We start from the raw sequence: 21842 nt of genomic DNA on the forward strand, positions 1-21842 counted from the left end.
AGGGAGAGCACCGCACCATTCCGCGGTGAACGTAAACGCTCTGGCTTTCGGCGGTAGGTCATGGCAACGGGGAGCAGCGTGGCAGGAACCCATCAGAGCTTCGAATATCGGCCGGACCTGGACGGTCTGCGCGCCGTAGCGATCTTGCCGGTGCTCCTCTTTCACGCAGGCTTCAGGTCGTTCTCCGGAGGATTCGTCGGCGTTGACGTTTTCTTTGTCCTGTCCGGCTTTTTCATGGCGAGGATCATCCTGACAGAGCTCGAGCGCGGCAGCTTCAGTTTCGGGGCGTTCTATCTCCGGCGGATGAGGCGTATTTTCCCGGCTTTGTTCTCGATGATCGCGGTTTCGACTGTGGCGGCGTGGTTTTTGCTCATGCCGCAAGAGTTCCGTTACTTCGGCGATAGTGTCCAGGCGGCTGCGTTATTCACTTCGAACATTCTGTTCCGTGGCGAAAGCGGTTATTTTGATGTCGCCGCAGAGATGAAGCCGCTGCTTCACACCTGGTCTCTGTCTGTCGAAGAGCAGTTTTACCTGATTTTTCCCGTCGCCGTATTTCTTGGCTACAAATTCGCACGCAGGCACATTCTCACGGTTGTGCTGGTGGTGGCACTCCTGTCCTTCGGGGCCAGCACTTGGGGGGTCGCACACGCTCCGGAAAAGACATTCTACTTGCTCCATTTCCGCGTTTGGGAGTTGCTGACCGGAGCTCTTGTTGCCATTGCTCCGCGTCCGGCCTATGCGGCCCGCGGGTCAAAGGCATTGGCGGCACTCGGGCTGCTGGCGATTTTGCTGCCCGTTTTTACCTATTCTCCTGATACGCCCTTTCCCGGTCCCCATGCCGCCGTGCCCTGCCTCGGTACGGCCCTCGTGATCCATGCGCACTGTCGAGGCGGGTTGATCGCGCGCTTTCTAGGTAATCCCGTTTCTGTCTTCATCGGACGCATCTCATATTCCCTTTACCTCTGGCATTGGCCCACAATTGTGTTCTTGCGCTATGGCCTCGGCCACGAGCTGACAACCGGGTGGGCGCTGACCGCGGTGGCGATGTCCTTCGCGCTGGCCTACGTTTCGTGGAAGTTCGTCGAGCAGCCTGCGCGGTATGGCGGACTGGTATCCTCGCGCGGCGCGATCGTCGGCGTGAGCAGCGCTGCGATTGGTTCGGCGGTCGTCTTCGGAAGCATCGTAAACGGTCTGCAAGGCATTCCCCAAAGGTTGCCAGAAGAGGCCCGCACGCTCTACCAGGCCACCTATGATGAGAGCCGATTCTCTTCAGCGCGGTGTTTCGCCGACACAAATGGAGAAGGATTGACACCGGCGCAGATAAGGAGAGGGAAGCTTTGCAGGGTGGGCGTCGAGACGGCAAGCGAGCCGCAGTTCCTTGTATGGGGCGATTCTCATGCCGCGGCCATCGCTCCGGCAATCGACGTTGCAGCTCGTCAAATGGGCATGTCGGGCATGTTCGTGGGGCGCGCATCGTGCCCGCCTTTGCCGAATACGGATTTCGGTCGTCCGGCAGCGGTTAAGCGGTGTATCGAGCACAATTCCGCCGTGATGTCGCTGATTGAGCAGAAGAAGTTCGCCTTCGTTTTCATGGTTGGCTATTGGCCGAAGTACGTTCACCGGGCGGGGCTTCCAGGCGAGGGCGTCTTTTTTGATCCTCGCGTCAAACCCTCCTGGACAGATTGGTCCGCGCCGGTCAAGGCGGGACTCAACACGACGTTAACGAAGCTCGCTCGGCAGGGAACGAAGGCGGTTCTGGTGATGGATGTGCCAGAGATGGGATACGAAGTCCCCGAAGCCCTCGCACGAGCCGTTGTTTCGGGGCGCCCGCTCGACATAGCTCCTCCTCTTGATTACACGAAAATGCGCCAAGCACTGGCTCGGCGAGTTTTGGAGGAAGCGGCAAAATCCAGCGGAGCTTTGGTCGTCGATCCGATGAGTGTGATGTGCGACGCCGCCAAGTGTCACGTTATGCGTAAGGGCACCGTTCTCTACAGGGACGGAGATCACCTGTCTGCGAAAGGCGCGGAAAGTCTCTCGGCACTCTTCCACCCCGTGCTGCACATAGTGCGAGAGGGTGCCCAATCTTGGGTCTCCGCACCGAGATCTTGATTGCCCTCGCTCAAGGAAGACGCCGAAATGACACGCGTGCGCGTGTTTGTCGTCTAATCATCGACCGATGGGCCCATTTCGCTCCTCTAGCGCATCGGCCCGAAAATCGGACCCGATTTTCGGAAAGCACGATGCGTGGAATCAAAGAGTTACAGCGTCCTTTGTGCGTCCTAAAGGACGCACGGCGCTGTAAGAGGCTTTGCCTCCAATCAAGACCGCGAGTCTAAATTGCAAACGATAAACGCCGCTGTTAATCTGCAAGCATAAGTGCAACCACCGGGGGACGGAAGTTTGCATATCGACGATGACCGGCTGCGGGTTGCGACCCTCGAGTTACTGGTGAAAATCCTAGTAACCAGTAAGGTCAGGGACAACTCTTTTGCAGAACTGAAGCACGAAGTTCTCAATGCTCTTGAGCGTATTTCGCCGCAATGCGCCTCCAATGAAGTTGAGGCGGCCGAGATCAGAGCAAGGATGCATGCCGAAGCGGATGCAATTCTGAGATGGGCAGTGGGTGGGCGGACGAACACGATTTCACCGATTGAGGGTAGGCCATTGTCTGGCGCCCACTATCGCCAATGGCGATAGTGGGCGAAAAGCGATGGCACCGGCCTTGACGACGCAGCGTCTGCTGAGGTCGGGCGTCATCATCGAAAATCTTGCCTTGACCAGACCTCACGGCGTCCGGCGACTCCCAGGCGTCGCCGCTCTCATATGGGAGAGTTGTCAGTGAGAGAGGGACGACAGGCGAGAGAATTCATCGGACCCTTCGACTTCCGAGCATGGCGCGGCTCAACAATAGGCGCCTTTCAGGAAACGAAGATATTTATCCGCCATATCTGTTTCGCGATGGTACTGGGACACGCCATCCCTCAGTGTAACGGCTGCCGCCGCGAGATCTGTGTGCGGATGCACAAGTTTTATCAGAGATGAGTATTGCTCTAGCCATTGGTTTTTGTGCGTTTTGACGTCGAAGAGGAGAGAAGGGACGCCACAGAGGAGACTGAATATCGCCATGTGGTAGCGGCCACCAATATGCAGGCGGCATTTTGAAATCGTCCCGGCGGCATGTTCTATGCCGGCTGTCTCAGCAAAAACGCCGCCCCGAGCAATGATCTCGGCCTCATGAGCGTTGAAGCGCTCAACCGCATGCGTAAGAACAACAGGCCGAAGCCTCAACGCTTCGCAAGCTCTCAGTGCAGCCTTGAGGATTCCAACATCTTCCTCGGCATTGTTTCTGGCCCCGGTGGTTATCAGGCAACCATCGCGTTCGGCCGAGGGCCCTGGCGATATCCGAAGGAATGCAGCATCCGCCAGAAATTCGATTCCGTAAAATTCCGCTGAGATTTCGTCGCGGGCGGCGACATGCCCGAGTTCGTGGAAGAGCGTTCTGAGATAGCCGGATCGTTCATCGTCGTAGATCGGTATCGTTCCGTTCAATACCGCGAATGGTTTCCCCAGCTTTCTCGCGGTAAGGACAGGAGTGAAGAACGTCGCAAGTCCTTCTGCCGTTGTCCTGTGGTCCAACGATCCCTCTGGCTGAAGAATTACGAAATCGGCGGCCGTTATATGATCTATGGCGTCTTTGCCATACGCAGCTGAAAGTCGGTTTCCGATGTCCGGGAGCTCAAACGGTTCAGTGGATGTGTTCCTCTCGAATTCCTGTCTGAAGGCTGCGAAGTTGAAACTGATGGGCGTTATCTCGGCCTCCGGGAACGCATGCAGAATCTGTCGCTTCAGACCCTGGCTCGTCAGCCGGCATCCGATATTCACTCTGAAGTCTGTATCGTTGAACAGGGCAACCTTGATTTTCGAGCGGGACCCTTTCTGGTGTCGGAAAGAGCTTCCGAGCTCTTCGACAAAGGTCTCGTAATGTCGCCAAAAGCCGGACGGATCGCCTCGAGAAATATGCTCTCGGCAAATAGTGCGAGCGTCCGAGTACCTTTTGTCTGCAACCAGAAATCCAACGGCCCGCCTGGCTTTGGAAACGTCGGCGCCGCGTGCCGTTGCTGCCAGCAACAGGTGCCGTGCAGCCTTGTCAGGATCCGATTTCCTCAGGTCCTTCGCCAGCCGCCAATGTATGGCGGACTTTATCCCCTCGAACAATTTTCTTGCTTTCAAAGAGTTGAGGATGATTGCTGTCTTATAGAGTGCATAAAATATGGTCCGACATCAAGAAATTGCGGAAAGGATCCTTCAAATCCTTCCCTCTCGGCAGAATCGACGCGACGAAAGCATGGGAAGACACAAATTATTGGCAAAGCGAAAGCCTCTTCGACCTTTCCCGCGCCGAGAGATTGCGGGAGTGGCGCCAGTGCAAGCTGCGCGGTTGGGCTCTGCCAAGACTCGCCAAAATGGTATCAAGGCACTATAGAGACGCGGAGCGCGGCGCCAGTGCACAGAACGCAATGGATGGTGGCAGGGACGGCTTTTTGAACGTCAAGGATCGAAAACAGCGCGAGATCGATTCCGAAACGACCACCGGGATCCTGAAGCGCGTCATTGCCGAAAACGGCCGCGACCATATCCGCGGCTACGCTTTTGCGGTCGCCTGCCTGATAGTCGTGGCTGCAACGACGGGCTTCATCGCCTGGATCAGCGAAACGGTGATCAACGAAGCTTTCGCCAACAGGCGGGGCGACACCGTTATTCTTATCTGCTTCTCGATTTTTGCTGCCTTCGTGCTGCGAGGCTTGGCGACTTACGGACAAGCCGTCGCTCTATCAAAAATCGGCAACAGCATTGTCGCACGCTACAAGCGCCGTCTCTATGTGCACCTGATGGCGCTGAGCGTCGGCTACTTCCAGGAGAAGCGCTCGGCACAGCTCACCGCCAAGATCAACCAAAACGTCGCCGGCATCCGCGACGTGCTCAACATGACGGTCACGTCGATCGCTCGCGATCTCCTGACGTTGATCGGTCTCGTCGCCGTCATGGTCAGCAAGGACTGGCTGCTGTCGCTTATCATCGTTCTTGTGGCTCCGCCGTTGCTCTTCGGTCTTCGCTACATTTCCAGGCGGCTGCGTCTGGCGACGCGCGAAGCGGTCGAGGCCAACAGCCGCGTGCTAGGCGCGTTGCAGGAAACCATTCAAGGTATTTCCATCGTCAAAGCCTTTACGATGGAGGACGAGTTGCGCCGCAAGGTCGACGGGATCATCGGGCGCGCGGAAGGACGCGCCAACCGCATCGCGCGCTTGAGCGAGCGGACAGCGCCATTGACCGAGACCTTCGCAGGACTGGCGATCTCGAGTGTGCTTGCTTATGCCGCGCTCCGCACAATCTACGGCGGCGTGGCCCCGGGTGCCTTGTTTGCCTTTGTGACCGCTCTTCTCATGGCCTACGATCCGGCCCGGCGCCTGGCTCGCCTGCAGCTGTCCCTGGAGCGCGCCGCCGTCAACGCGCGCATGCTTTATGAAATTCTGGACACGGTGCCGCATCAGCGAGACCTGCCCGGCGCCAACGAACTGACCTTCAGCAAGGCGACCGTCGGGTTTCGCGACGTGCGGTTCTCCTATGGCAATGGCGAGGAAATCCTGAAGGGGGTCAGCTTCCATGCGGAAGGTGGCAAGACGACCGCGCTTGTCGGCCCGTCCGGCGCCGGCAAGTCGACGATCATCAGCCTCATTCCGCGCTTCTACGATCCGCAGTCGGGCGCGATCCTGATCGACGGGCAAGACATAGCAACCGTCACCAAGCAGTCGCTACGCAGCGGACTCGCCTATGTCTCGCAACAAGCTTACCTTTTTGAAGGTTCTATCCGCGACAACATCCGCTACGGCCGACCGGAAGCAACGGACGCAGAAGTCGAAGAAGCGGCGCGACTTGCCTATGCGCATGATTTCATTCTCGCGCAGCCACAGGGCTACGATACGCCGGTCGGTGAACAAGGCATGACTCTTTCCGGTGGCCAGCGCCAGCGCCTGTCGATCGCCCGTGCGCTCCTTCGCGACGCGCCCATTCTGCTTCTGGACGAGGCAACCTCGGCCCTTGATACCGAGTCGGAAGCAACGGTCCAGAAGGCACTCGATGAGGCGATGAGCGGCCGCACTGTCATCGTCATCGCCCACCGGCTTTCCACCGTCGTTAATGCTGACAAGATCGTCGTGATGAAGGAGGGCATGGTCGTTGAGGAGGGGACGCACGAGGAACTTTCGCACCGTCCGGGCGGTCTCTACGCTCGCCTCCACAATCTGCAAGGTAGCGCTTTGGAATTGTCCGTGAGGGCCGATGTCACCTAGCTCGAACGCTTAAACCAAAAGGTGGTGTGGGCATGGGGGAGAAAAGTTTCCATTGGCGCTCAAGCAGAAATCTAGGGTGGGGCGGCCGCCCCGCGGCTTACGGAACCGAGACAATGCACAGGATGCGGATACGGAGCATTGGTGTCAGCTTGCTGTCGTCGCCGCTTTTCATAACCACCAGCGGGTTCAACGTTCCGGGCTAAGGAGTTGGCCAGGTAATGATCATATCCCATCGCCATAAGTTCATTTTCATCCACGTACCAAAAACCGCCGGCAGCACGATCTCTGCGTATCTCGCTCGTGAATTCGGGCCTTGGGACCTGCAACTGGGGTCCTGGAAGGATGCGCTCGGCAATGGAGCGAGTCCCAATCGGCTGGCGATGATCGCAATCTTCCGCCATCTCTCTCCATTCAGGATCGCGCAAACGCTCGTCCGCAATGGCAAAGTCGATTCATTGGCGGGTGCTGCTCTCAGCCAGCGCTTTGCAGGCAAGCTCGCGGATCATTCGGGCGCGAGTGAAATCGAGGCCTTCGATCCTTCTGCCTGGAAACAGTATTTTAAGTTCTGCTTCGTGCGCAATCCGTTCGAGCGCGCCGTTTCTCTTTACAATTGGCACTACAGGAAATCGGAAACCCGACCCAGCTTCTCGCAAATGCTCCGCTTGATCGAAGAAGGCGCCGCCGAGAGGGAGCGTATCAACTGGAAGTCCTGGCAGCTTTACACCAAGAACGACGAGATCGTCGTGGATTTCGTAGGCCGGCAAGAGTGCCTGTCGGATGATCTACGCAGCGTATGCGACAGACTCGGCTTGCCGTTTGATGATCGCTTTCTGGTCAGAGCGAAGGCGAGCGCAACGAGGCCCGATATCCGCAGCTACTATAAACCGGGTGATCGTGAACGCATCGAACGGCTTTTCGGCCCGGAGATCGAGCATTTTAAATACCGCTTCCCCGATTAGCGTCTGCATCCTTGGAGAGGATGGGTGCGCGGCTACATTGCCTGTGCGGCGCTTCAGTTGCACCGGAAATGCCTGAGCTCGCGGCCAAAAGCCGATGCCGGCACATCTCTAAGTTTTTGATAAATAAAGACAGTGGCACGCCCAACGGGACTCGAACCCGTGTTTCCGCCGTGAAAGGGCGGCGTCCTAGACCGCTAGACGATGGGCGCCCAAGACGAGCTGGCTTATAGAGAAGCCTTTTCATTCCCGCAAGGGATCAGTTGTCGCCAAATCGATTTTACTTGCGGAAAAGCTCTTGAAAGTTTCCTGTCTTCTTCGGGCAAGCATAAAGGCGATGCGAAATCGCAACACCAAAGTATCCAGCAACTATATCGAAGAAGGAATGGCACGCCCAACGGGACTCGAACCCGTGTTTCCGCCGTGAAAGGGCGGCGTCCTAGACCGCTAGACGATGGGCGCCCAAGACGAGGTGGCTTATAGAGAGGCCTTTGGATTCCCGCAAGCGGCTAAATTCATTTTTCTCAAAAAAATGACAGCGCGATCGAGCGGGCTTTCTTCGCGCTCCATACGGCCTTTTGGCGCCCCGCCGTTCGGCAGCCGTCAGCCCTTGCGCCGGCGGCAGCGCCAGTTCCAGTCCCGTTCGGGGCCGATATCGATGTGAACTGATTCCGTATGGCAATAGGTGCCGACGCCGCCGCGGCCCGGAATGCTGCGCAGGAAGCTCGCAAGCTCCCACTTGTTGACGCCCTTGACCTGGATGTCGGCGGCTTCGCATCGCGTGTGGAGAGACTGGCGTTTCCGGTTGACCTTGATCGCCCTCAGTCCGGACGTCACCATGACCTTTTGGCCGTAGTGCCTCTCGACCGTCTTCAACATCTCGAGAAGTTCCGGCCTGAAGCAGCCGGTTTCTACTTTCTCTGTCTGCAGGATGAGGCCGTTTGGCGCCAGGCGGGCGAGACCGGATAGCGCCGCCGTTTCGACTGGTGCATCCTCCTCGTCGGCGACATGATCTTCATGCTCCATGCTGAAAAGCGGATTCATGTTGACGCCAGGCAAGGAGGTGTAGGCGAGCGAGGCGACTTGCGGCTGGCTCGCATTGCTCGTCGTCATCATCTTCTTCTCCGCCCGCCGGACGGTGCTTTCTGCGTCGGCGCGGGGCTTCTCCTTCCGCTTCGGGGCAAAGAGGCCCGCGAACGTCCAGGTCTTGGTCCTTGGCTGCGTTTCGCTTTCTTCCTTCGCCGGATCGGCCGGTTGACCGGAATTCGCTTGCGGAAGCGTCGCCGCATCCACCGAGGCAACTTCTACCGGTTGCAACTCGACCGGCATTTTGCCGGTGAGTGCCGCTTGCGCGCTGAACGGCAGCGGGACGACCAGCGGAAGTTCGTTTCCGGCCGCTGTCGCCGGTCCGTTCGCGGCTTTGTCTGCGACGGTTTGCGCTTCCGTTGGTGCCTCGTTGGTCGCGCCCTGTTGCAACGGGGCGGCAGGCTCGAGCATGGTTTGGCCGTTGCTGAAGAGGCTGCTGCTTGTCGCATTGACCGCTGATGGCTGCGGCAGGATAGCGCCGCCGGATGCTGCAACTGCCGGCTGGTTGGTTTGGCTATCAGCCGTGTTCGCGGGTGCTTGTCCGTAAATGCTGGACGAGGCGGCGCGGAGCCCAGTGCTCTGCATCGTCAAGGACTGCTGTGTCGCTGCCGCGTCGGTCTCGGCGGCAACGCTCGCAGCCTGCGGCGCGATTGTTCCGGGGTTGGTCGCTGCCTGATTCTCGCCGGCATCGCCTTCGGTCTCGGCCGTCTCGGATAGCGTCGCCGATTGCTGCGTCTTCAGGGAAGCCATCTCGTCGCCGGTCGACGACATGCAACCTGCCAAAGCGAATAATGATACGGATAACACGGCCGCGCGTCCGTACGTCACGAACGCGCATTTCCCCTCCAGATGTTGCAACGTCTTATCCCCGCTCTCCGTGCACGTCCGAGGCTTCGCCATCGTACATGCATTAAGTCTCAGTTCCGAAACATCGCCCCAGAACAAACAACTCATTTTCCTCGCGGTGAGCAAAAGCCACACCACGGGAAAGGTCAGGCCAAGTAAAGGGCTTACGCCGCAATCGATTGCGAAGCAGAACCCCGTTTCAACGTCTGGTGCGCAAAGTAATGAACATCGCGCAATTTGTAAACCTGCACTAACCTTTTTGTGCCTTCACAATAGATACGCAAAGGCCCGGCACCTGGCCGGGCCTAAGATCATTCGTCGATATTTCCGATCTTTGGGCTTCGCCTTGGGTGCCGCGCCGGACGGACCGAGCCGAAGGCACGGCTGGACGCTAGTCAGCGGGAATTGCGCGGAGCTTACCAGCTGCCGGTATTGGCCATCGAAGCCCAGGGCTCCTGCGTAGGCAGATGCTCGCCCTTCTGCAGGATCTCGATCGAAATTCCATCCGGTGAGCGGACAAAGGCCATATGGCCGTCGCGCGGAGGACGATTGATGGTCACGCCATTGTCCATCAGATGCTTGCAGAAGCCGTAGATGTCGTCCACTTCGTAGGCGAGATGGCCGAAGTTGCGGCCGCCGGTGTATTCCTCCGGGTCCCAGTTATAGGTGAGTTCAACGCAGGGGGAGCCTCCTTCCTTGGCCTGGTCGAGGTCGCCGGGCGCGGCAAGAAAGACCAGCGTGAATCGGCCTTTTTCGTTTTCGTACCGGCGGATTTCCTCGAGGCCGAAGAGCGTGCAGTAGAAGTGAAGAGCCTTGTCCAGGTCCTTTACACGAACCATCGTGTGCAGATAGCGCATTGGGTTGTCCCTGTTTTTGAGAATATGGCGTATACTTAGCCTGCAGCAAGCCAGAGGCAAGGCTGCGTCCCCATAAATGACCCCGGCCAAAATATGTCGAGGGACTTGCGCAGGCGCGGCGGGACGATGTTATTCTGGTCAATAAGAATCAGTTAACCGTATCAAGAGTTGCGCGTAAACGAGGGGCTGGGAGAATGGCGGATAGAACATCTTCGAAAGACGTCATCCATAATGACGACTTTGGCAACGACGCCCTTGACCTCATCGAAATTACCGGCGTTATCAAGTGGTTCGACGTTGCGAAGGGCTTTGGTTTCATTGTGCCCGACAACGGCATGCAGGATGTATTGCTGCACGTTACTTGCCTGCGGCGCGATGGCTACCAGACGGTTCTCGAGGGCGCGCGCGTCGTCGCACTTGTTCAGAAACGGGACCGCGGATACCAGGCTTTTCGCATTCTCTCCATGGATCAGTCGACCGCCGTCCATCCGTCGCAACTCCCCCCGGTCAGAACGCATGTTCAGGTCACGCCGACCAGTGGCTTGGAGCGCGTGCTCGTCAAGTGGTTCAACCGCACGAAAGGTTTTGGTTTCCTGACGCGAGGCGAGGGGACCGAAGACATCTTCGTGCATATGGAGACGCTGCGCCGCTTTGGGCTCACGGAACTGCGGCCAGGACAGGTGGTGCTGGTGCGTTTCGGCGACGGCGAAAAGGGTCTCATGGCAGCAGAGATTCATCCCGACGGCCCGACGCCAACCAACCGGTCGCACTGATGGCTTTGTCTCTCCGCATATTTGCAAGAAGCGCCATCGCGGCGCTTTTTTTGTTGTCGCTTTTCGTTTCCGCGGTTTTTGCCGACGTCTCATTTGGGCGTGACAAGCTCCGCCTTTTGACGGGCGCGGGCACCCATGACCTGACGGTCGAACTCGCGGTCGATCCTGGCCAGCGCGAGCAGGGGCTCATGTATCGCCGCCAGATGGCGCCGGATCACGGCATGCTGTTCGATTTTGGCGAGACGCGCCGGGTGATGATGTGGATGAAAAACACCTATCTGCCGCTGGACATGCTCTTTGTCGCGCGCGATGGAACTGTGCGTACGATTCATGAAAACGCCGTGCCGTTGTCCGAAGCGATCATCGATTCCGGTGAACCGGTTGCTTTCGTGCTCGAACTCAACGCCGGTACGGTGAAACGACTCGGCATAAAGCCGGGCGACCGCCTGGAAGGGGCCCGGATCCCGGCCGCAAACTGAGCGCGTCACGGTTTGCCACGCACACCCGCCGGGCACAAAATTCATGTTGCAGGCAAGAGGCGAAGCGTGTATCTCCGGGCCTCGTTGGTACGGAGTGTAGCGCAGTCTGGTAGCGCATCTGGTTTGGGACCAGAGGGTCGGGAGTTCGAATCTCTCCACTCCGACCATCTAACTTCACGAAAATAATTGATATTTTGGCGTCTCATTTGACGACTTCAGCACGCCTGCGTGTGAGAGCACCGGGAGCGCTTTGCCGCAGAAGAGAAGCTCTCCTTTGGTCCGCTTCAGCCGGATGCAACCAATCGATTCTCCGCGCGGTCGCGCATTTTCAACGCGGCACGGGACGTTGTCGGAAAAGCTTCATTTTCCGATCATCGGTCATTCCGTTTTACGTCAATCTGCGCTAAGGGAAGACGCACGGCGGGGCCAAAGCCGGCTGTGCCGCTGCACAATTCCTTAATTGGAGTCGATCTAAACTCAGGAATTATGCAGCAAATAAACGAGTTTCAGCGATCGCCGGCGTGTGAGAGCCGCGGCGCTGCGATGGATAAACGGGAGTCGCTCGAAACTATGTCCGCGAAGATCTATCGTCCCGCAAAGACGGCCATGCAATCCGGCAAGGCCAAGACGCATCTGTGGGTGTTGGAATTCGATCAGGAAAAGCCGCGTACCATCGATCCGATCATGGGATATACAAGCTCTGGCGACATGCGCCAGCAACTGCGGCTCACCTTCGAAAGCGCGGAACAGGCAATCGCCTACGCTGAACGCAACGGCATAGACTATCGCGTGATCGCGCCGAAGGATTCGACGCGCAAGAATGTGTCCTATTCGGACAATTTCCGTTTCAACCGGATGCAGCCCTGGACCCACTGAGGTCCTTGGCAAGTCCGCAAGAGGGTATCGCCCAACGGCCCCTTAGCTCAGCTGGATAGAGCACCTGCCTTCTAAGCAGGTTGTCGCAGGTTCGAGTCCTGCAGGGGTCGCCATCTCGCCATCTAAGTAATTGATTTTGCTATAGATGTGACCAGGCAAGTTGCTGATGCGACTGAGGTCTGTTCGCAAGGCGCTCCGAAGCGGGCTTCGCGAGCCGCTTCCTATTGGCTTCCTTCGGGCAGACCTCGGCCATCACGAGCCGAGTCCAGCCGTACAGAGCAACGGTCGGTTTCGGGTTCGTCTATGGCTGGTCGCTCATCGGAGGCGCCGCGTATTCCTTTGGGCTGTGCTCGGCCGGTACGAACATCGCCGGCAGCGGCCTGACTGAATTTGAGCGGCAGTCCTTCCTCCTCGAACTTCCTTACGTGCTGGTCGTAGTTTGGTGAAATCGTGCCGAGCACGCGGTCCCAGAAGGAGAAATAGTTACCGTAGTTGTATCGAAATCCCGAATGATGCTGATCGTGGAAAGTCGTGCACAGCAAGGGGGACGGATAACGCGTTGTCGATGAGGCGAAGTACTCGAAGCCACAATGTCCGATCATGCCGTTGAAATGCTCGAACAGCCTTTGTCCGATGAGAATCGCTGGCGGAAACGGCACGATGAAAACGATCACGCCTGAGAAGCCTTGCAATAGAAAATTGTCGAAGACATCCTCCGAATAGGTGCTCCAGATCGTCGGGGCGACGCTCTTATGGTGAAGTGCGTGCAGTGGGTAGAGCCACTTGGTGTGCAGCAGCCGGTGCATGAAATAGAACCAGGTATCGTAGAGAAACATGCACAGGACAAAGAGCGGTACCGCCGCCCACCAATTGAAGGTCCACGGTGCCGGTGCCCAGCCCTTTTGCTGGGCGTAGAGGCCGATGGTCAGCGGCAGGCAAGCGCTGAACATCGAAGCCAGGCTCTGGCGAATCTCCGCATTGCGACGTTTGTCGGAACCGCGCCCCTTCTGGATCTTTCGCCCAGCATTGCAGTTGTTGACCCAGGTGAGGCCATAGCCAAAGGCGAAGTAGGTAACGACTGTCGTGGCGTAGAATCCGAACAGAAACAGAAGATGGAAAGTTTCGTCCGACATCGGCACCTGCAGCCCCCGAGCCAAAACTGCGCCGTCGCAACATGCCATGCCGGTTTGGCAATTCAAAGTGGAAACGCGCGCGTCGGCAAGACAGCGTCGCGGCCCCCGCGGACGAGCCCGATGCGTTCGGCCTGGTCGTCGTAGCGGGACAGGCCGCAGTCGGCACTACAGCTTCAGCTGTTCACGTTGACAAATCTAAATTTAGCGCTCTCTAAACGTTGAATGAACGCAAGGCGAACAATCGCCAAACGGTTGCGGAACATTCGGAATTCGTGACATTGGTGTAATGCCAGCGCGTATGCATGGTTCCACGTGCAGGCCGCGACCACTAAAATCTGGGAGTTGAGCCCAGGCGATTGAACCGCCAAAATCTCTCGTGCCTAAATTCGGGGAGATGACTATGGACGCCGATCTGACCGAGTTGTTTATGGGAATAGGTGCGGCATTGCTTGTGCTTGCGACATTGGTCGCGATTGCACCCGAGCTCGGAACGCCGACGGATACGATTGCAGTGTCTATTGCCTCTGCATAGTAGGAGGTCTTTTCCCGCTGGCATTTCGACGTGTTGGTCGACCGGGTCGAAGCGTTGCATTACAGCGCCCTCCGTCCAATCGACGCACAAAGGTCGCTGTGGCACTTTGGATTGCTGCGAAGAAGGTCCCAGAGCGGGGCAGAAGGGACTATTGGGGCGTCGCTCTGGGACCTCGCGCTGACGTGGGCATTGGGGACAACCCGCCGTTGGCGCTCAACGGTTGCAATATGTGTCAGGAGGAACATTCCGCAACGGCCCTAGGACCTATGGCTGCGCCATTTCGGACTAAGGTCTGATACACGCGCTTTTTGGCTGCCTTCGGCGGGGATCGCGGGAACACTCTTGAGCCCGACTGGTTCGGATTCAGAAGGGACTTTATTTGGAGTACTTCTGATGAAAGGTATCCTCATAAAGAGCGCAATTGCATTGAGCCTGGGCGTCACCTACGTGCCGGCTCTCGCGCAGACCGAACAGCCGGCACAAGGGCAATCCACCGACTGCCCGGCAGGTACCGAATGTCCGCAGGGCGGTGCCCAGGGCCAGCAACCCGATGCGCAGGGCAGCCCAGATCAAGGTACCGGACAAGACCAGCAAGGTCAGCCCATGGAAGAACAGCAGCCTGGCGCTGAGCAAGGTGGGACCGGACAGCAAATGCAGCAGGATCAGCAGCAGCAACCCGATACCGGCACGCCGAAGCAACAACAGCAGCAAGATCAGTCAGAGCAGCCGAGCCAACCCGACACCGAACAGCAGCCTCCAGAAGGACAAACGGATCAGCAGCAACCGGATCAAGGGCAGACCAAGCAGCAGCAACCCGATCAGGGGCAGACCAAGCAGCAACCCGATCAGGGGCAGACCGAGCAGCAGCAGGACCAGCCCACTGAGGGGCAATCGCAGCAGTCCCAGCAGGGCGGGACCAGTGGCGGCGATGTCAACGTGACGGTGGAGCAGAAGACCGAAATCACGCAGATCGTGAAGGAAGAGAAAGTCGAACCGGTCGACGTTGATTTCAACGTGACGGTCGGCGCAGTCGTGCCGGAAACCGTGGAATTGAGGCCTCTCCCGCAGCGTATCGTGAAGATCGTCCCCAGATACAAGGGTTACCGCTTCTTCGTCTTGGCCGATGGTCGGATCGTAATCGTCGAACCCTCGTCGCTTAAGGTCGTCGTGGTCCTGGCATAGTGCTCACGAGGTCCGGTGCAGTTTGCAGCGAGCCTCGACTTCGCACCCAACCAATGCGATCTATCCGCCTTGACGCACAGACAGCCGGCAGGCTGGTGCAGCAAGGCGGCGGAACTTCTGGGCTTTGGTCTTGTTAGGCTGGTGAGGAGGAGCGCATGCCACCGCCAAAAGAGATGGATTTTGTGTTGGCCAGTCTTCCCCTGAGGATAGGCACCTATGTCCCCGACGATCTCATCGAAGACTGGTTCGGTCCAGGCACCGGAATGAATCCGCTGGCTCCTGCAGCACTGGCGGAAGCTGTGTCTTACGGTCGTCGTTTCGAGTGTGAATTCAAGCATTATCCCGAGCGCAAGGAGGGCGTTTTCTGGAAATGGGTACCAGCGATCTAAATCAGGGCGCACTGGAGGCGAAGGCGATCGCTGCGGTCACCGAAGAACTTGAACGGCAGGCCGCAGAAAATCCCTCAAAACTCAGTGTCCGCCGAACAGGAGGCAAACTCACCGTCAATGGTGAAATCGATGTCGACGCGGTGGTGATGGTGGTCGTCGGATCGATGGCAGGTGGCCCCTGAGAGACAGCATGACAGTCCGAGGGACCGACGCGCCGCCACGGTATTCACGAAACGGTGCGCGATGAAAGGGCCGCCCTGACTTGGGGCGGCCGCATCTGGAACTTATCCGTCGCAGCACCGTTCAGCCTTAGCAACAACTTAATAAGGACATGGAGGAGAAGCCATGAACATCGGCAAGGTTCTCGCGACCGGATTAACTGTGGCCGGTGCCCTTATGGCCCTGCCATCTGCTTCGCCGGCCCAGTCTCTGGACTTGTATCTTGGCCCGGGCGGCCCCGACGTGCGAATGCGCGATCGAGATTATGACCGCGATTATCGTCGCGGTTGCAGCGAACGCCAGGCCATTCGCCGCGCCTACAGCCTGGGGTTGGACGATCCTGAGATTGAATCCGTTACCCGCAGGCAGGTTGTCGTCGACGGAGTCGGCCGCCGCGGCCGATATACGACGGTGTACTTTGCAAATCGACCAGGCTGCCCTCGCATAGGCTAGGGCTTACAGCGCTGCGCGTCCAATCGGACGCGCCAAGGCCGCTGTAGCACTTTGATTTGCTGCATGATTTATCCTTAAATCGATTCCGATTTAAGGAATCATGCAGTAGAGCGGCGCGCAAACGCGAAGGTCGCTGTAGCACTTGGAACCGCTGCATGATCTTGTCCTCAAACCGATACCGAGGACAAGAACATGCAGTGGCGATCGTCTCCCGATCTGCCAAGCCGTAGGGCGTTGGGCGCCGAGCCAGGCCCGGGGCACCATTGGTCGCCAATTCTTGCGGGATCGCACCTTCATCGACTTCTGTGGACGTTCATGCCCGGTTCAGTCACGGCAGGGAAAGATCGCCCGATCGGAAACAGAATCGGTGAAATGAATGAAGAAGGTCGGTGTATTCATCCTTGCGGCGGTTACGGCATTCACAGGCTACGCTCCGGCTCAGGCCATGCCCTTTGCGCCCGTATCGCAGTCCAACCCGAGCGGGATAGAACTGATCCACCATAGGCCATGGCACCAGGGCGGACCGCGTCACGGTTGGCATGACGACGGGGTCCGTTACGGCCATTACAACGGTTATCGCGGTTATCGTTATCGTCGGGAAGGATATCGTCGGCATAGCGACGGATGGTGGTATCCGTTGGCGGCGTTTGGAGCGGGCATGGTCATTGGAGGCGCGATTGCAGCGCCGCCACCACCGCCTCGACGCGTCTATACCAATGCCAGCCGGGCTCATGCCGATTGGTGCTATGCACAGTACCGCTCCTACCGAGCGTACGACAACAGCTTCCAGCCTTATTACGGGCCTCGCCAGCAGTGCGTCTCGCCCTACTACTGAGCGTGCCGAAGCTCCTCGGATGCTTCCTTAAATCGCACCGAATTCAGGGATAAAAACATGCAGCAATCCAAAGTGTTGCAACGTCCCTCTGCGCGTTTGATAAAACGCACGGCGCTGTAAGTATCGCGTGATTTCCGGAATCGGTAGCAGTTCAAAGTGATTCCGCGCCGCACGTCTCAAAAGACGTGCGGCGCGGTCTCATGCAGCAAGCGAACGCAGCGATTAAGAAAACCTACTGTGCCGGAGCAGCTGGCTGCTGTGGCGTCGCGGGCTGCTGTGGCGTTGCGGGCTGCGCTGGTGCAGCGGGTTGCTGCGGCGTTGCTGGTTCCGTCGTCGTCGGAGCGGGAGTCGTTTCGGTTGTCTGTGGGCCCGACCCTGGCATCAGATACACTACGGCAAGGATGATGAGTGCGACAACAATAATGCCGATGACCACATTTCTGTTCATGGCGACTCTCCTCGGGTTGGTCGTCTCAATGTGAATATTGGCCCAGCATTCGGATTTTTCAACCAATAGAATTGAAGGCGTCTCCAATCTACCGAAGACTGCACCCGCGTTCTCAGGCCATGCAATGCAAGTGGTAGAGGGGTCTGCGACCAACACGCGCGAAACACGCATCGCGGGAGGTCACCCGCATTCAGCCTCTCATTCGGTCTTTGGCGGAGCGCGGCGATCCAAGAGTTTCTGGAAGATCTCCGCCTGCTGTTCCGCAGCTGAACGAATCGCGGCAAGATGGTCGAGCATCGAGCCGAAGGCTACCAGAATGAGCCCGCCGGCTATAGCCGGGAACGCCCAAGGGAGCACGGCCAAGAGGGTCCTGATATCGAGAGAGGGTATCAGCGTCATTGCCAGCAGTGCGAGCGTGCCGATCGCGATGACACCGCCCAGAAATTCGAGAAACTTTCCCATTGTTCCTCCCGTTTTCGATTGCCTTCGTGTGTTGCTCCCCAGTCCTAGTACCTGTCTTCCGGTTTATCCGGTCCTCAGAAAAAACCCCCGGTAGTGGGGCCGGGGGGCGTCGATCAAAACGATCTTACTGCATGTTTCCTTAAATCGTAGCCGATTTAAGGAAACATGCAGTAATTCAAAGTGCTGCAGCGTTCTTTGCGCCTCTGACAGGACGCACGGCGCTGCCGCCGTCAGAATTTCACCCCCACGCCGATCGTGAATTGATGCTGGTCGAGATCGACATCGACGCCACCGACATCCTTGTCGCCAAAATCGTTGTAGCGATACTCTGCACGACCGAAGACGCTGTCGGTGAAGCCGTAATCGACGCCGGCCCCAATGGTCCAGCCGTTAAAGGTCTCCTTCTCCTTCGGCGCGCCGGCAACATCGACGAAGCCGCGAGTTACCGCCCAGCCGCCGGTTGCGTACAGCAAAGCCTTTTCGTTCAAGGTGTAGCCGACGCGACCGCGCACCGATCCGGAGACGTCGGTTCCGACTTCAGTGTTCGCGCCGAAGACGTTGAAGGTCTTGTCGTTCCAGTTGTAGGCAACGTCTGCTTCGATACCGAGAACCCAGTCACCCTGCTGGTAGTTGTAACCGGCGAAGGCGCCGAACAGGCCGCCGTTGAAGTCCCTCGAGGCGCTTGCGCCGGGGACGCTTAAATCGCTGTTGAGCCATCCGCCGCCGCCCTGAAGGCCGACATAACCGCCGGTCCAGACGAATGTGGGGGCTGCTTCGACAACCGGCGCTGGTGCTGGAGCTTCCGTCAGGTCTGCTGCGTAAGGCGTTCCCGCCAGCAGCGACGCGCCGAAGATCGCAACAAGCACGGTTCTCATTCCCGATGCCTCCTGTTGTCTAGTCGCGAAGAGTATCAACTAATGGAGAACGAGTCTGCCAAAAATCAGTTCAGTCGAATCGCACGCAGGGCGCAAAGAAAAAACGGACCGGCGGGTTGGATCCGACCGGCCCGTCCCGGAAAATCGCGGAAAGGGGAACGTCTCTGCGCGGGGCTGCAAAATGCCGCGCGAAGGGAGATCGATTGCCCGTTGATAATGCCTGAACGGCGATTTTGGAATTGACATATCGCGCACAAAATTTGACGTTATCCGCATGTCACAACGCGTCGAAAAACAATCTCCGATTGAGGTCGTGGTCGTCGTCCTGCCTGAGTCGTCGATCATGTCGCTGGCCTCGGTACTGGATCCGATGCGCGCGGCAAATCGCGTGGCCGGCAGGCAGGTCTTTCGCTGGCGGCTCCTGTCCGGCGACGGAGAGGCGCCGATACTGACCTGCGGCGTTCCGATCAATGTGGAAGGTCGGTTCACAACCCCGCTCGGCGGCGACCTTCTCCTGGTGATCGGAGGCTTCAATCTCCACAAGCATGCCGGCAAGCGGTTCGTCGCGACACTGCAGGAGTGCGCCCGCCATTTCGATATCGTCGCGGGAATCGAATCCGGCTGCTGGCTGCTCGGGCGGTCGGGGCTTCTCAATGGCCGCAAGGCAACCGCCCATTGGGAAGAACTCGAGGATTTTAGCCAGACTTTTCCGGCGCTTACCGTCATCGGCGAACGCTTCGTAACCGACGGCAAATATTGGACCTCAGGCGGCGCTTCGCCGACGTTCGACATGATGCTGCATCTGATCACCGAGCGGTTGGGGCCGGCTCTGGCGCTCGATGTGGCGAGCATCTTTGTCTACGACCAGATGCACAGCCCCACCGATGTGCAGCCTTTCGTGTCGCTCGGCCGCATCGAGGCGCGCGATCCGGAACTTGCCGGCGCGATAAGACTGATGGAACGCACGCTGGAGCGGCCGTTGACTGTCGCGGCGCTGGCGCGGCGGTTGTCCATCTCTCGGCGCAAGCTCGAACTTCTCTTTGCAAGGGGGCTCTCGATCAGTCCCGCCGCCTATTATCTCCGCCTTCGACTTCAGGTCGCGCACCGGCTTGTTCGCGATTCGGCGGTTCCAATACGGGACATCGCGTTGCGTTGCGGCTTCGACAGCCTCTCGGCCTTTTCGCGTGCTTACAGCCGCGAATATCAAGCGAGCCCGTTGAAGATGCGAAGTCTCACCCGCGGAGAAACTTCACTGCGCTCTGAGGTGGCCCGCGGTGGTGGAGGGAACTCCCTCCCGGTTTCAGACGCGGGATGAGGCGTCAGCGGGACGATCTCGCCGACACACTCGCTGCGCAGGCCTGTTCGAACTCCTTGACCGTTTCCGGCGTGTTGTCCTCAGGCAATACCGCGTCGGCGGCATCGGCCTGTGCAGCGGAATCGCCTTCATAGACATAGGACTGAATGTAATAGGCGATTTCACCCTTCCAGACCTTGCGGCCATCTATCTGCTCGCAGGCGACGGCGTGTTCGAAGTCCGCTTGCAAGTCGTCGACCGAGGCGACATTCGAAAGCGCGTTCGTGGGAGCCAGGAGCGAAGCGACGAGCAGGGCGGTAAACATGATGGCTGTCCTTTTGACGCAGGCTGCGGTGGGAAACAGTTGGAGGGCTCGTTGGTTCCATTTGATAGAGAACGGATTGCGCGGTTACGGAAGGGCGAATTTCGCCAGCCCGAGCTTTATCCGCCGCGCGATGTGTATGAGCCACAGTTCGAGATTCGTCGAATGTTGGGCGTCGCCATATGGGGCGTGCGCCGAGGGGAGCCAAAGGGGCTTCGCCGTAAGCGCGCTGTCGCTATGAAGTTTCGTCATCACCCAAATGTCGCCTTTATGCGAAAGCAAAGATGACGCTTTACGTGAACTATCTTCGATATATCGTTGATTTTTTTGGTGAGCGCGCAGGGATTCGAACCCTGGACCTACTGATTAAAAGTCAGTTGCTCTACCGACTGAGCTACGCGCTCCCGCGCCGCGGCCGCAAAGCCCGGTGGAAGTGGGCGGACATATGCACGCGAGCTTGGCTGCGGTCAACCTAAAAAATGCATATATCACGCTTATGGATCCGGAGCGAGGCGACCGGAAAGCGAGAATGCAGTGGATTTGTATAAATGGCGTGGCTGCACTCCGCGGACGTCGACTCCATCGATCGCGCTTCGATCAAAGGGCCGGGGCGCGTGCGGCAAAATGATCGCCAAAAGGTGATTGGTTTCACTGTATACGTATATTTATAGAGAGGCGATATGCCGAGTGCCGGAGTTCTAGCCGTTGTCGATTGCCGATATTTCCATCTGGACCGCCATCCTCGCGGGCGCCCTGTCCTTCCTTTCGCCCTGCGTCCTGCCGCTTGTTCCGCCTTACCTCTGCTACATGGCCGGCGTCTCCGTCGACCAGTTTCGCGGTGGTGACACCGTCGCAGTTGCCAGTACCCGGCGCGCCGTGCTGCCGGCGGCTCTGTTCTTTACGCTCGGCTTTGCGACGGTCTTTGTGGCGCTCGGGGCAGGGGCATCGTCGATCGGCCTCTTGCTGCGACAATATATGGATCTGCTGTCGCGCATCGGCGGCATCATCATCATCGTCATGGGGCTGCACTTCCTCGGCGTCTTCCGCATCGGCCTGCTTGCTCGCGAGGCGCGCTTTCAGGGCGGCGGCAAGCCCGCGACGCTCTCCGGGGCCTATATCATGGGCCTTGCCTTCGCCTTCGGCTGGACACCCTGCATCGGCCCTGTTCTCGGCACGATTCTCGGGGTCGCTGCGGCGCGCGACACCGTAAGCGACGGCGCGTTGCTGTTGGCGATCTATTCGCTTGGTCTTGCCGTTCCGTTCTGGATCGCTGCCGGGTTTTCCGGGGCGTTCATGCATTTTCTCTCGCGCTTCCGGCGACATCTCGGTCTCGTCGAGAAACTGATGGGCGCGCTGCTCGTTTTGGCGGGCCTCGCCTTCCTCTTCGGCTTCATCAGTTCGGTCGCCATCTGGTTTCAGCAGACCTTTCCCATCCTGATGCAAATCGGCTAAGCACCGCCGCAAGCAAGGGGAGG

At 58.4% G+C, this 21842-nt stretch carries 21 protein-coding genes and 5 tRNA genes; 16 read left to right on the forward strand and 10 right to left on the reverse strand.

Annotated features, from left to right (window positions below; genetic code table 11):
* Nucleotides 1-60: 60 nt before the first annotated feature.
* Entirely contained in the window at nucleotides 61-2112 is a 2052-nt protein-coding gene (locus QA637_RS06055; protein WP_283064289.1) for an acyltransferase family protein, read from the forward strand.
* Nucleotides 2113-2904: 792 nt separating this feature from the next.
* Here the strand turns inward: QA637_RS06055 and QA637_RS06060 are convergent.
* Entirely contained in the window at nucleotides 2905-4218 is a 1314-nt protein-coding gene (locus QA637_RS06060; protein WP_167528298.1) for a polysaccharide pyruvyl transferase family protein, read from the reverse strand.
* 326 nt (nucleotides 4219-4544) lie between these two features.
* Between QA637_RS06060 and QA637_RS06065 the strand changes: the two genes are divergently transcribed.
* Nucleotides 4545-6350, forward strand: coding sequence for an ABC transporter ATP-binding protein (locus QA637_RS06065; RefSeq protein ID WP_283064292.1), 1806 nt, complete (start codon nucleotides 4545-4547; stop codon nucleotides 6348-6350).
* A gap of 218 nt (nucleotides 6351-6568) precedes the next feature.
* Complete coding sequence (locus QA637_RS06070; protein ID WP_153440668.1) at nucleotides 6569-7309, forward strand: sulfotransferase family 2 domain-containing protein; 741 nt, start codon at nucleotides 6569-6571, stop codon at nucleotides 7307-7309.
* A gap of 133 nt (nucleotides 7310-7442) precedes the next feature.
* On the opposite strand, the gene QA637_RS06075 is transcribed toward QA637_RS06070, so the two are convergent.
* From QA637_RS06075 to QA637_RS06090, 4 genes are all read right to left on the reverse strand, one after another.
* Nucleotides 7443-7518, reverse strand: a tRNA-Glu gene (locus tag QA637_RS06075).
* A gap of 174 nt (nucleotides 7519-7692) precedes the next feature.
* Nucleotides 7693-7768 (reverse strand) — tRNA-Glu (locus QA637_RS06080).
* 141 nt (nucleotides 7769-7909) lie between these two features.
* Nucleotides 7910-9250 carry a D-Ala-D-Ala carboxypeptidase family metallohydrolase gene (locus tag QA637_RS06085; RefSeq protein WP_283064293.1) on the reverse strand — a complete coding sequence of 447 codons (1341 nt, stop codon included), beginning with the start codon at nucleotides 9248-9250 and terminating at the stop codon, nucleotides 7910-7912.
* Between the two features lie 404 nt (nucleotides 9251-9654).
* Entirely contained in the window at nucleotides 9655-10095 is a 441-nt protein-coding gene (locus QA637_RS06090) for a VOC family protein (protein WP_153443200.1), read from the reverse strand.
* Between the two features lie 194 nt (nucleotides 10096-10289).
* On the opposite strand from QA637_RS06090, the gene QA637_RS06095 reads away from it, so the two are divergent.
* The 5 genes from QA637_RS06095 (at nucleotide 10290) to QA637_RS06115 (ending at nucleotide 12336) form a co-directional block, all read left to right on the forward strand.
* Nucleotides 10290-10868, forward strand: a complete 579-nt coding sequence (locus QA637_RS06095; RefSeq protein ID WP_136507073.1) for a cold-shock protein — start codon at nucleotides 10290-10292, stop codon at nucleotides 10866-10868.
* Nucleotides 10868-11347, forward strand: coding sequence for a DUF192 domain-containing protein (locus QA637_RS06100; RefSeq protein WP_153443201.1), 480 nt, complete (start codon nucleotides 10868-10870; stop codon nucleotides 11345-11347). The genes QA637_RS06095 and QA637_RS06100 overlap by 1 nt, the downstream gene beginning before the upstream one ends.
* A 90-nt stretch (nucleotides 11348-11437) precedes the next feature.
* Nucleotides 11438-11514 (forward strand) — tRNA-Pro (locus tag QA637_RS06105).
* A gap of 403 nt (nucleotides 11515-11917) precedes the next feature.
* Entirely contained in the window at nucleotides 11918-12223 is a 306-nt protein-coding gene (locus QA637_RS06110; RefSeq protein ID WP_136507071.1) for an ETC complex I subunit, read from the forward strand.
* 36 nt (nucleotides 12224-12259) lie between these two features.
* Nucleotides 12260-12336: transfer RNA gene (locus QA637_RS06115), tRNA-Arg, on the forward strand.
* 108 nt (nucleotides 12337-12444) lie between these two features.
* Here the strand turns inward: QA637_RS06115 and QA637_RS06120 are convergent.
* Nucleotides 12445-13356, reverse strand: coding sequence for a sterol desaturase family protein (locus tag QA637_RS06120; RefSeq protein WP_234887138.1), 912 nt, complete (start codon nucleotides 13354-13356; stop codon nucleotides 12445-12447).
* Between the two features lie 400 nt (nucleotides 13357-13756).
* Here QA637_RS06120 and QA637_RS06125 point away from each other — a divergent pair, with 400 nt between their 5' ends.
* The 6 genes from QA637_RS06125 (at nucleotide 13757) to QA637_RS06150 (ending at nucleotide 16966) form a co-directional block, all read left to right on the forward strand.
* Complete coding sequence (locus QA637_RS06125) at nucleotides 13757-13888, forward strand: hypothetical protein (RefSeq protein WP_283064294.1); 132 nt, start codon at nucleotides 13757-13759, stop codon at nucleotides 13886-13888.
* 393 nt (nucleotides 13889-14281) lie between these two features.
* Nucleotides 14282-15070: a DUF1236 domain-containing protein gene (locus QA637_RS06130; RefSeq protein WP_153443202.1), complete on the forward strand. Its 789-nt coding sequence runs from the start codon at nucleotides 14282-14284 to the stop codon at nucleotides 15068-15070.
* A gap of 155 nt (nucleotides 15071-15225) precedes the next feature.
* Complete coding sequence (locus tag QA637_RS06135) at nucleotides 15226-15459, forward strand: hypothetical protein (RefSeq protein ID WP_153443203.1); 234 nt, start codon at nucleotides 15226-15228, stop codon at nucleotides 15457-15459.
* Nucleotides 15441-15641 (forward strand): hypothetical protein, encoded by a 201-nt coding sequence (locus QA637_RS06140; protein WP_153443204.1) that lies wholly within the window; start codon nucleotides 15441-15443, stop codon nucleotides 15639-15641. The genes QA637_RS06135 and QA637_RS06140 overlap by 19 nt, the downstream gene beginning before the upstream one ends.
* Nucleotides 15642-15804: 163 nt before the next feature.
* Complete coding sequence (locus QA637_RS06145; RefSeq protein ID WP_153443205.1) at nucleotides 15805-16131, forward strand: hypothetical protein; 327 nt, start codon at nucleotides 15805-15807, stop codon at nucleotides 16129-16131.
* A 376-nt stretch (nucleotides 16132-16507) separates the two neighbouring features.
* On the forward strand, nucleotides 16508-16966 hold the full coding sequence (locus QA637_RS06150) for a BA14K family protein (protein WP_153443206.1): 459 nt from the start codon (nucleotides 16508-16510) through the stop codon (nucleotides 16964-16966).
* Nucleotides 16967-17612: 646 nt separating this feature from the next.
* Here QA637_RS06150 and QA637_RS06155 read toward each other — a convergent pair.
* Nucleotides 17613-17876 (reverse strand): hypothetical protein, encoded by a 264-nt coding sequence (locus QA637_RS06155; protein ID WP_225106174.1) that lies wholly within the window; start codon nucleotides 17874-17876, stop codon nucleotides 17613-17615.
* 230 nt (nucleotides 17877-18106) lie between these two features.
* Nucleotides 18107-18751 carry an outer membrane protein gene (locus tag QA637_RS06160; RefSeq protein WP_153443208.1) on the reverse strand — a complete coding sequence of 215 codons (645 nt, stop codon included), beginning with the start codon at nucleotides 18749-18751 and terminating at the stop codon, nucleotides 18107-18109.
* 274 nt (nucleotides 18752-19025) lie between these two features.
* Here QA637_RS06160 and QA637_RS06165 point away from each other — a divergent pair, with 274 nt between their 5' ends.
* Nucleotides 19026-20066, forward strand: a complete 1041-nt coding sequence (locus QA637_RS06165; protein WP_153443209.1) for a GlxA family transcriptional regulator — start codon at nucleotides 19026-19028, stop codon at nucleotides 20064-20066.
* A 4-nt stretch (nucleotides 20067-20070) separates the two neighbouring features.
* Here the strand turns inward: QA637_RS06165 and QA637_RS06170 are convergent, their stop codons facing one another.
* On the reverse strand, nucleotides 20071-20370 hold the full coding sequence (locus QA637_RS06170; RefSeq protein ID WP_153443210.1) for a hypothetical protein: 300 nt from the start codon (nucleotides 20368-20370) through the stop codon (nucleotides 20071-20073).
* 325 nt (nucleotides 20371-20695) lie between these two features.
* Nucleotides 20696-20771, reverse strand: a tRNA-Lys gene (locus tag QA637_RS06175).
* Between the two features lie 301 nt (nucleotides 20772-21072).
* Between QA637_RS06175 and QA637_RS06180 the strand changes: the two genes are divergently transcribed.
* A complete protein-coding gene (locus tag QA637_RS06180; RefSeq protein ID WP_153443211.1) occupies nucleotides 21073-21819 on the forward strand; it encodes a cytochrome c biogenesis CcdA family protein in 747 nt (248 codons plus the stop codon).
* Nucleotides 21820-21842: the final 23 nt, after the last annotated feature.

The organism is Sinorhizobium terangae (assembly GCF_029714365.1).
Classification (GTDB): domain Bacteria; phylum Pseudomonadota; class Alphaproteobacteria; order Rhizobiales; family Rhizobiaceae; genus Sinorhizobium; species Sinorhizobium terangae.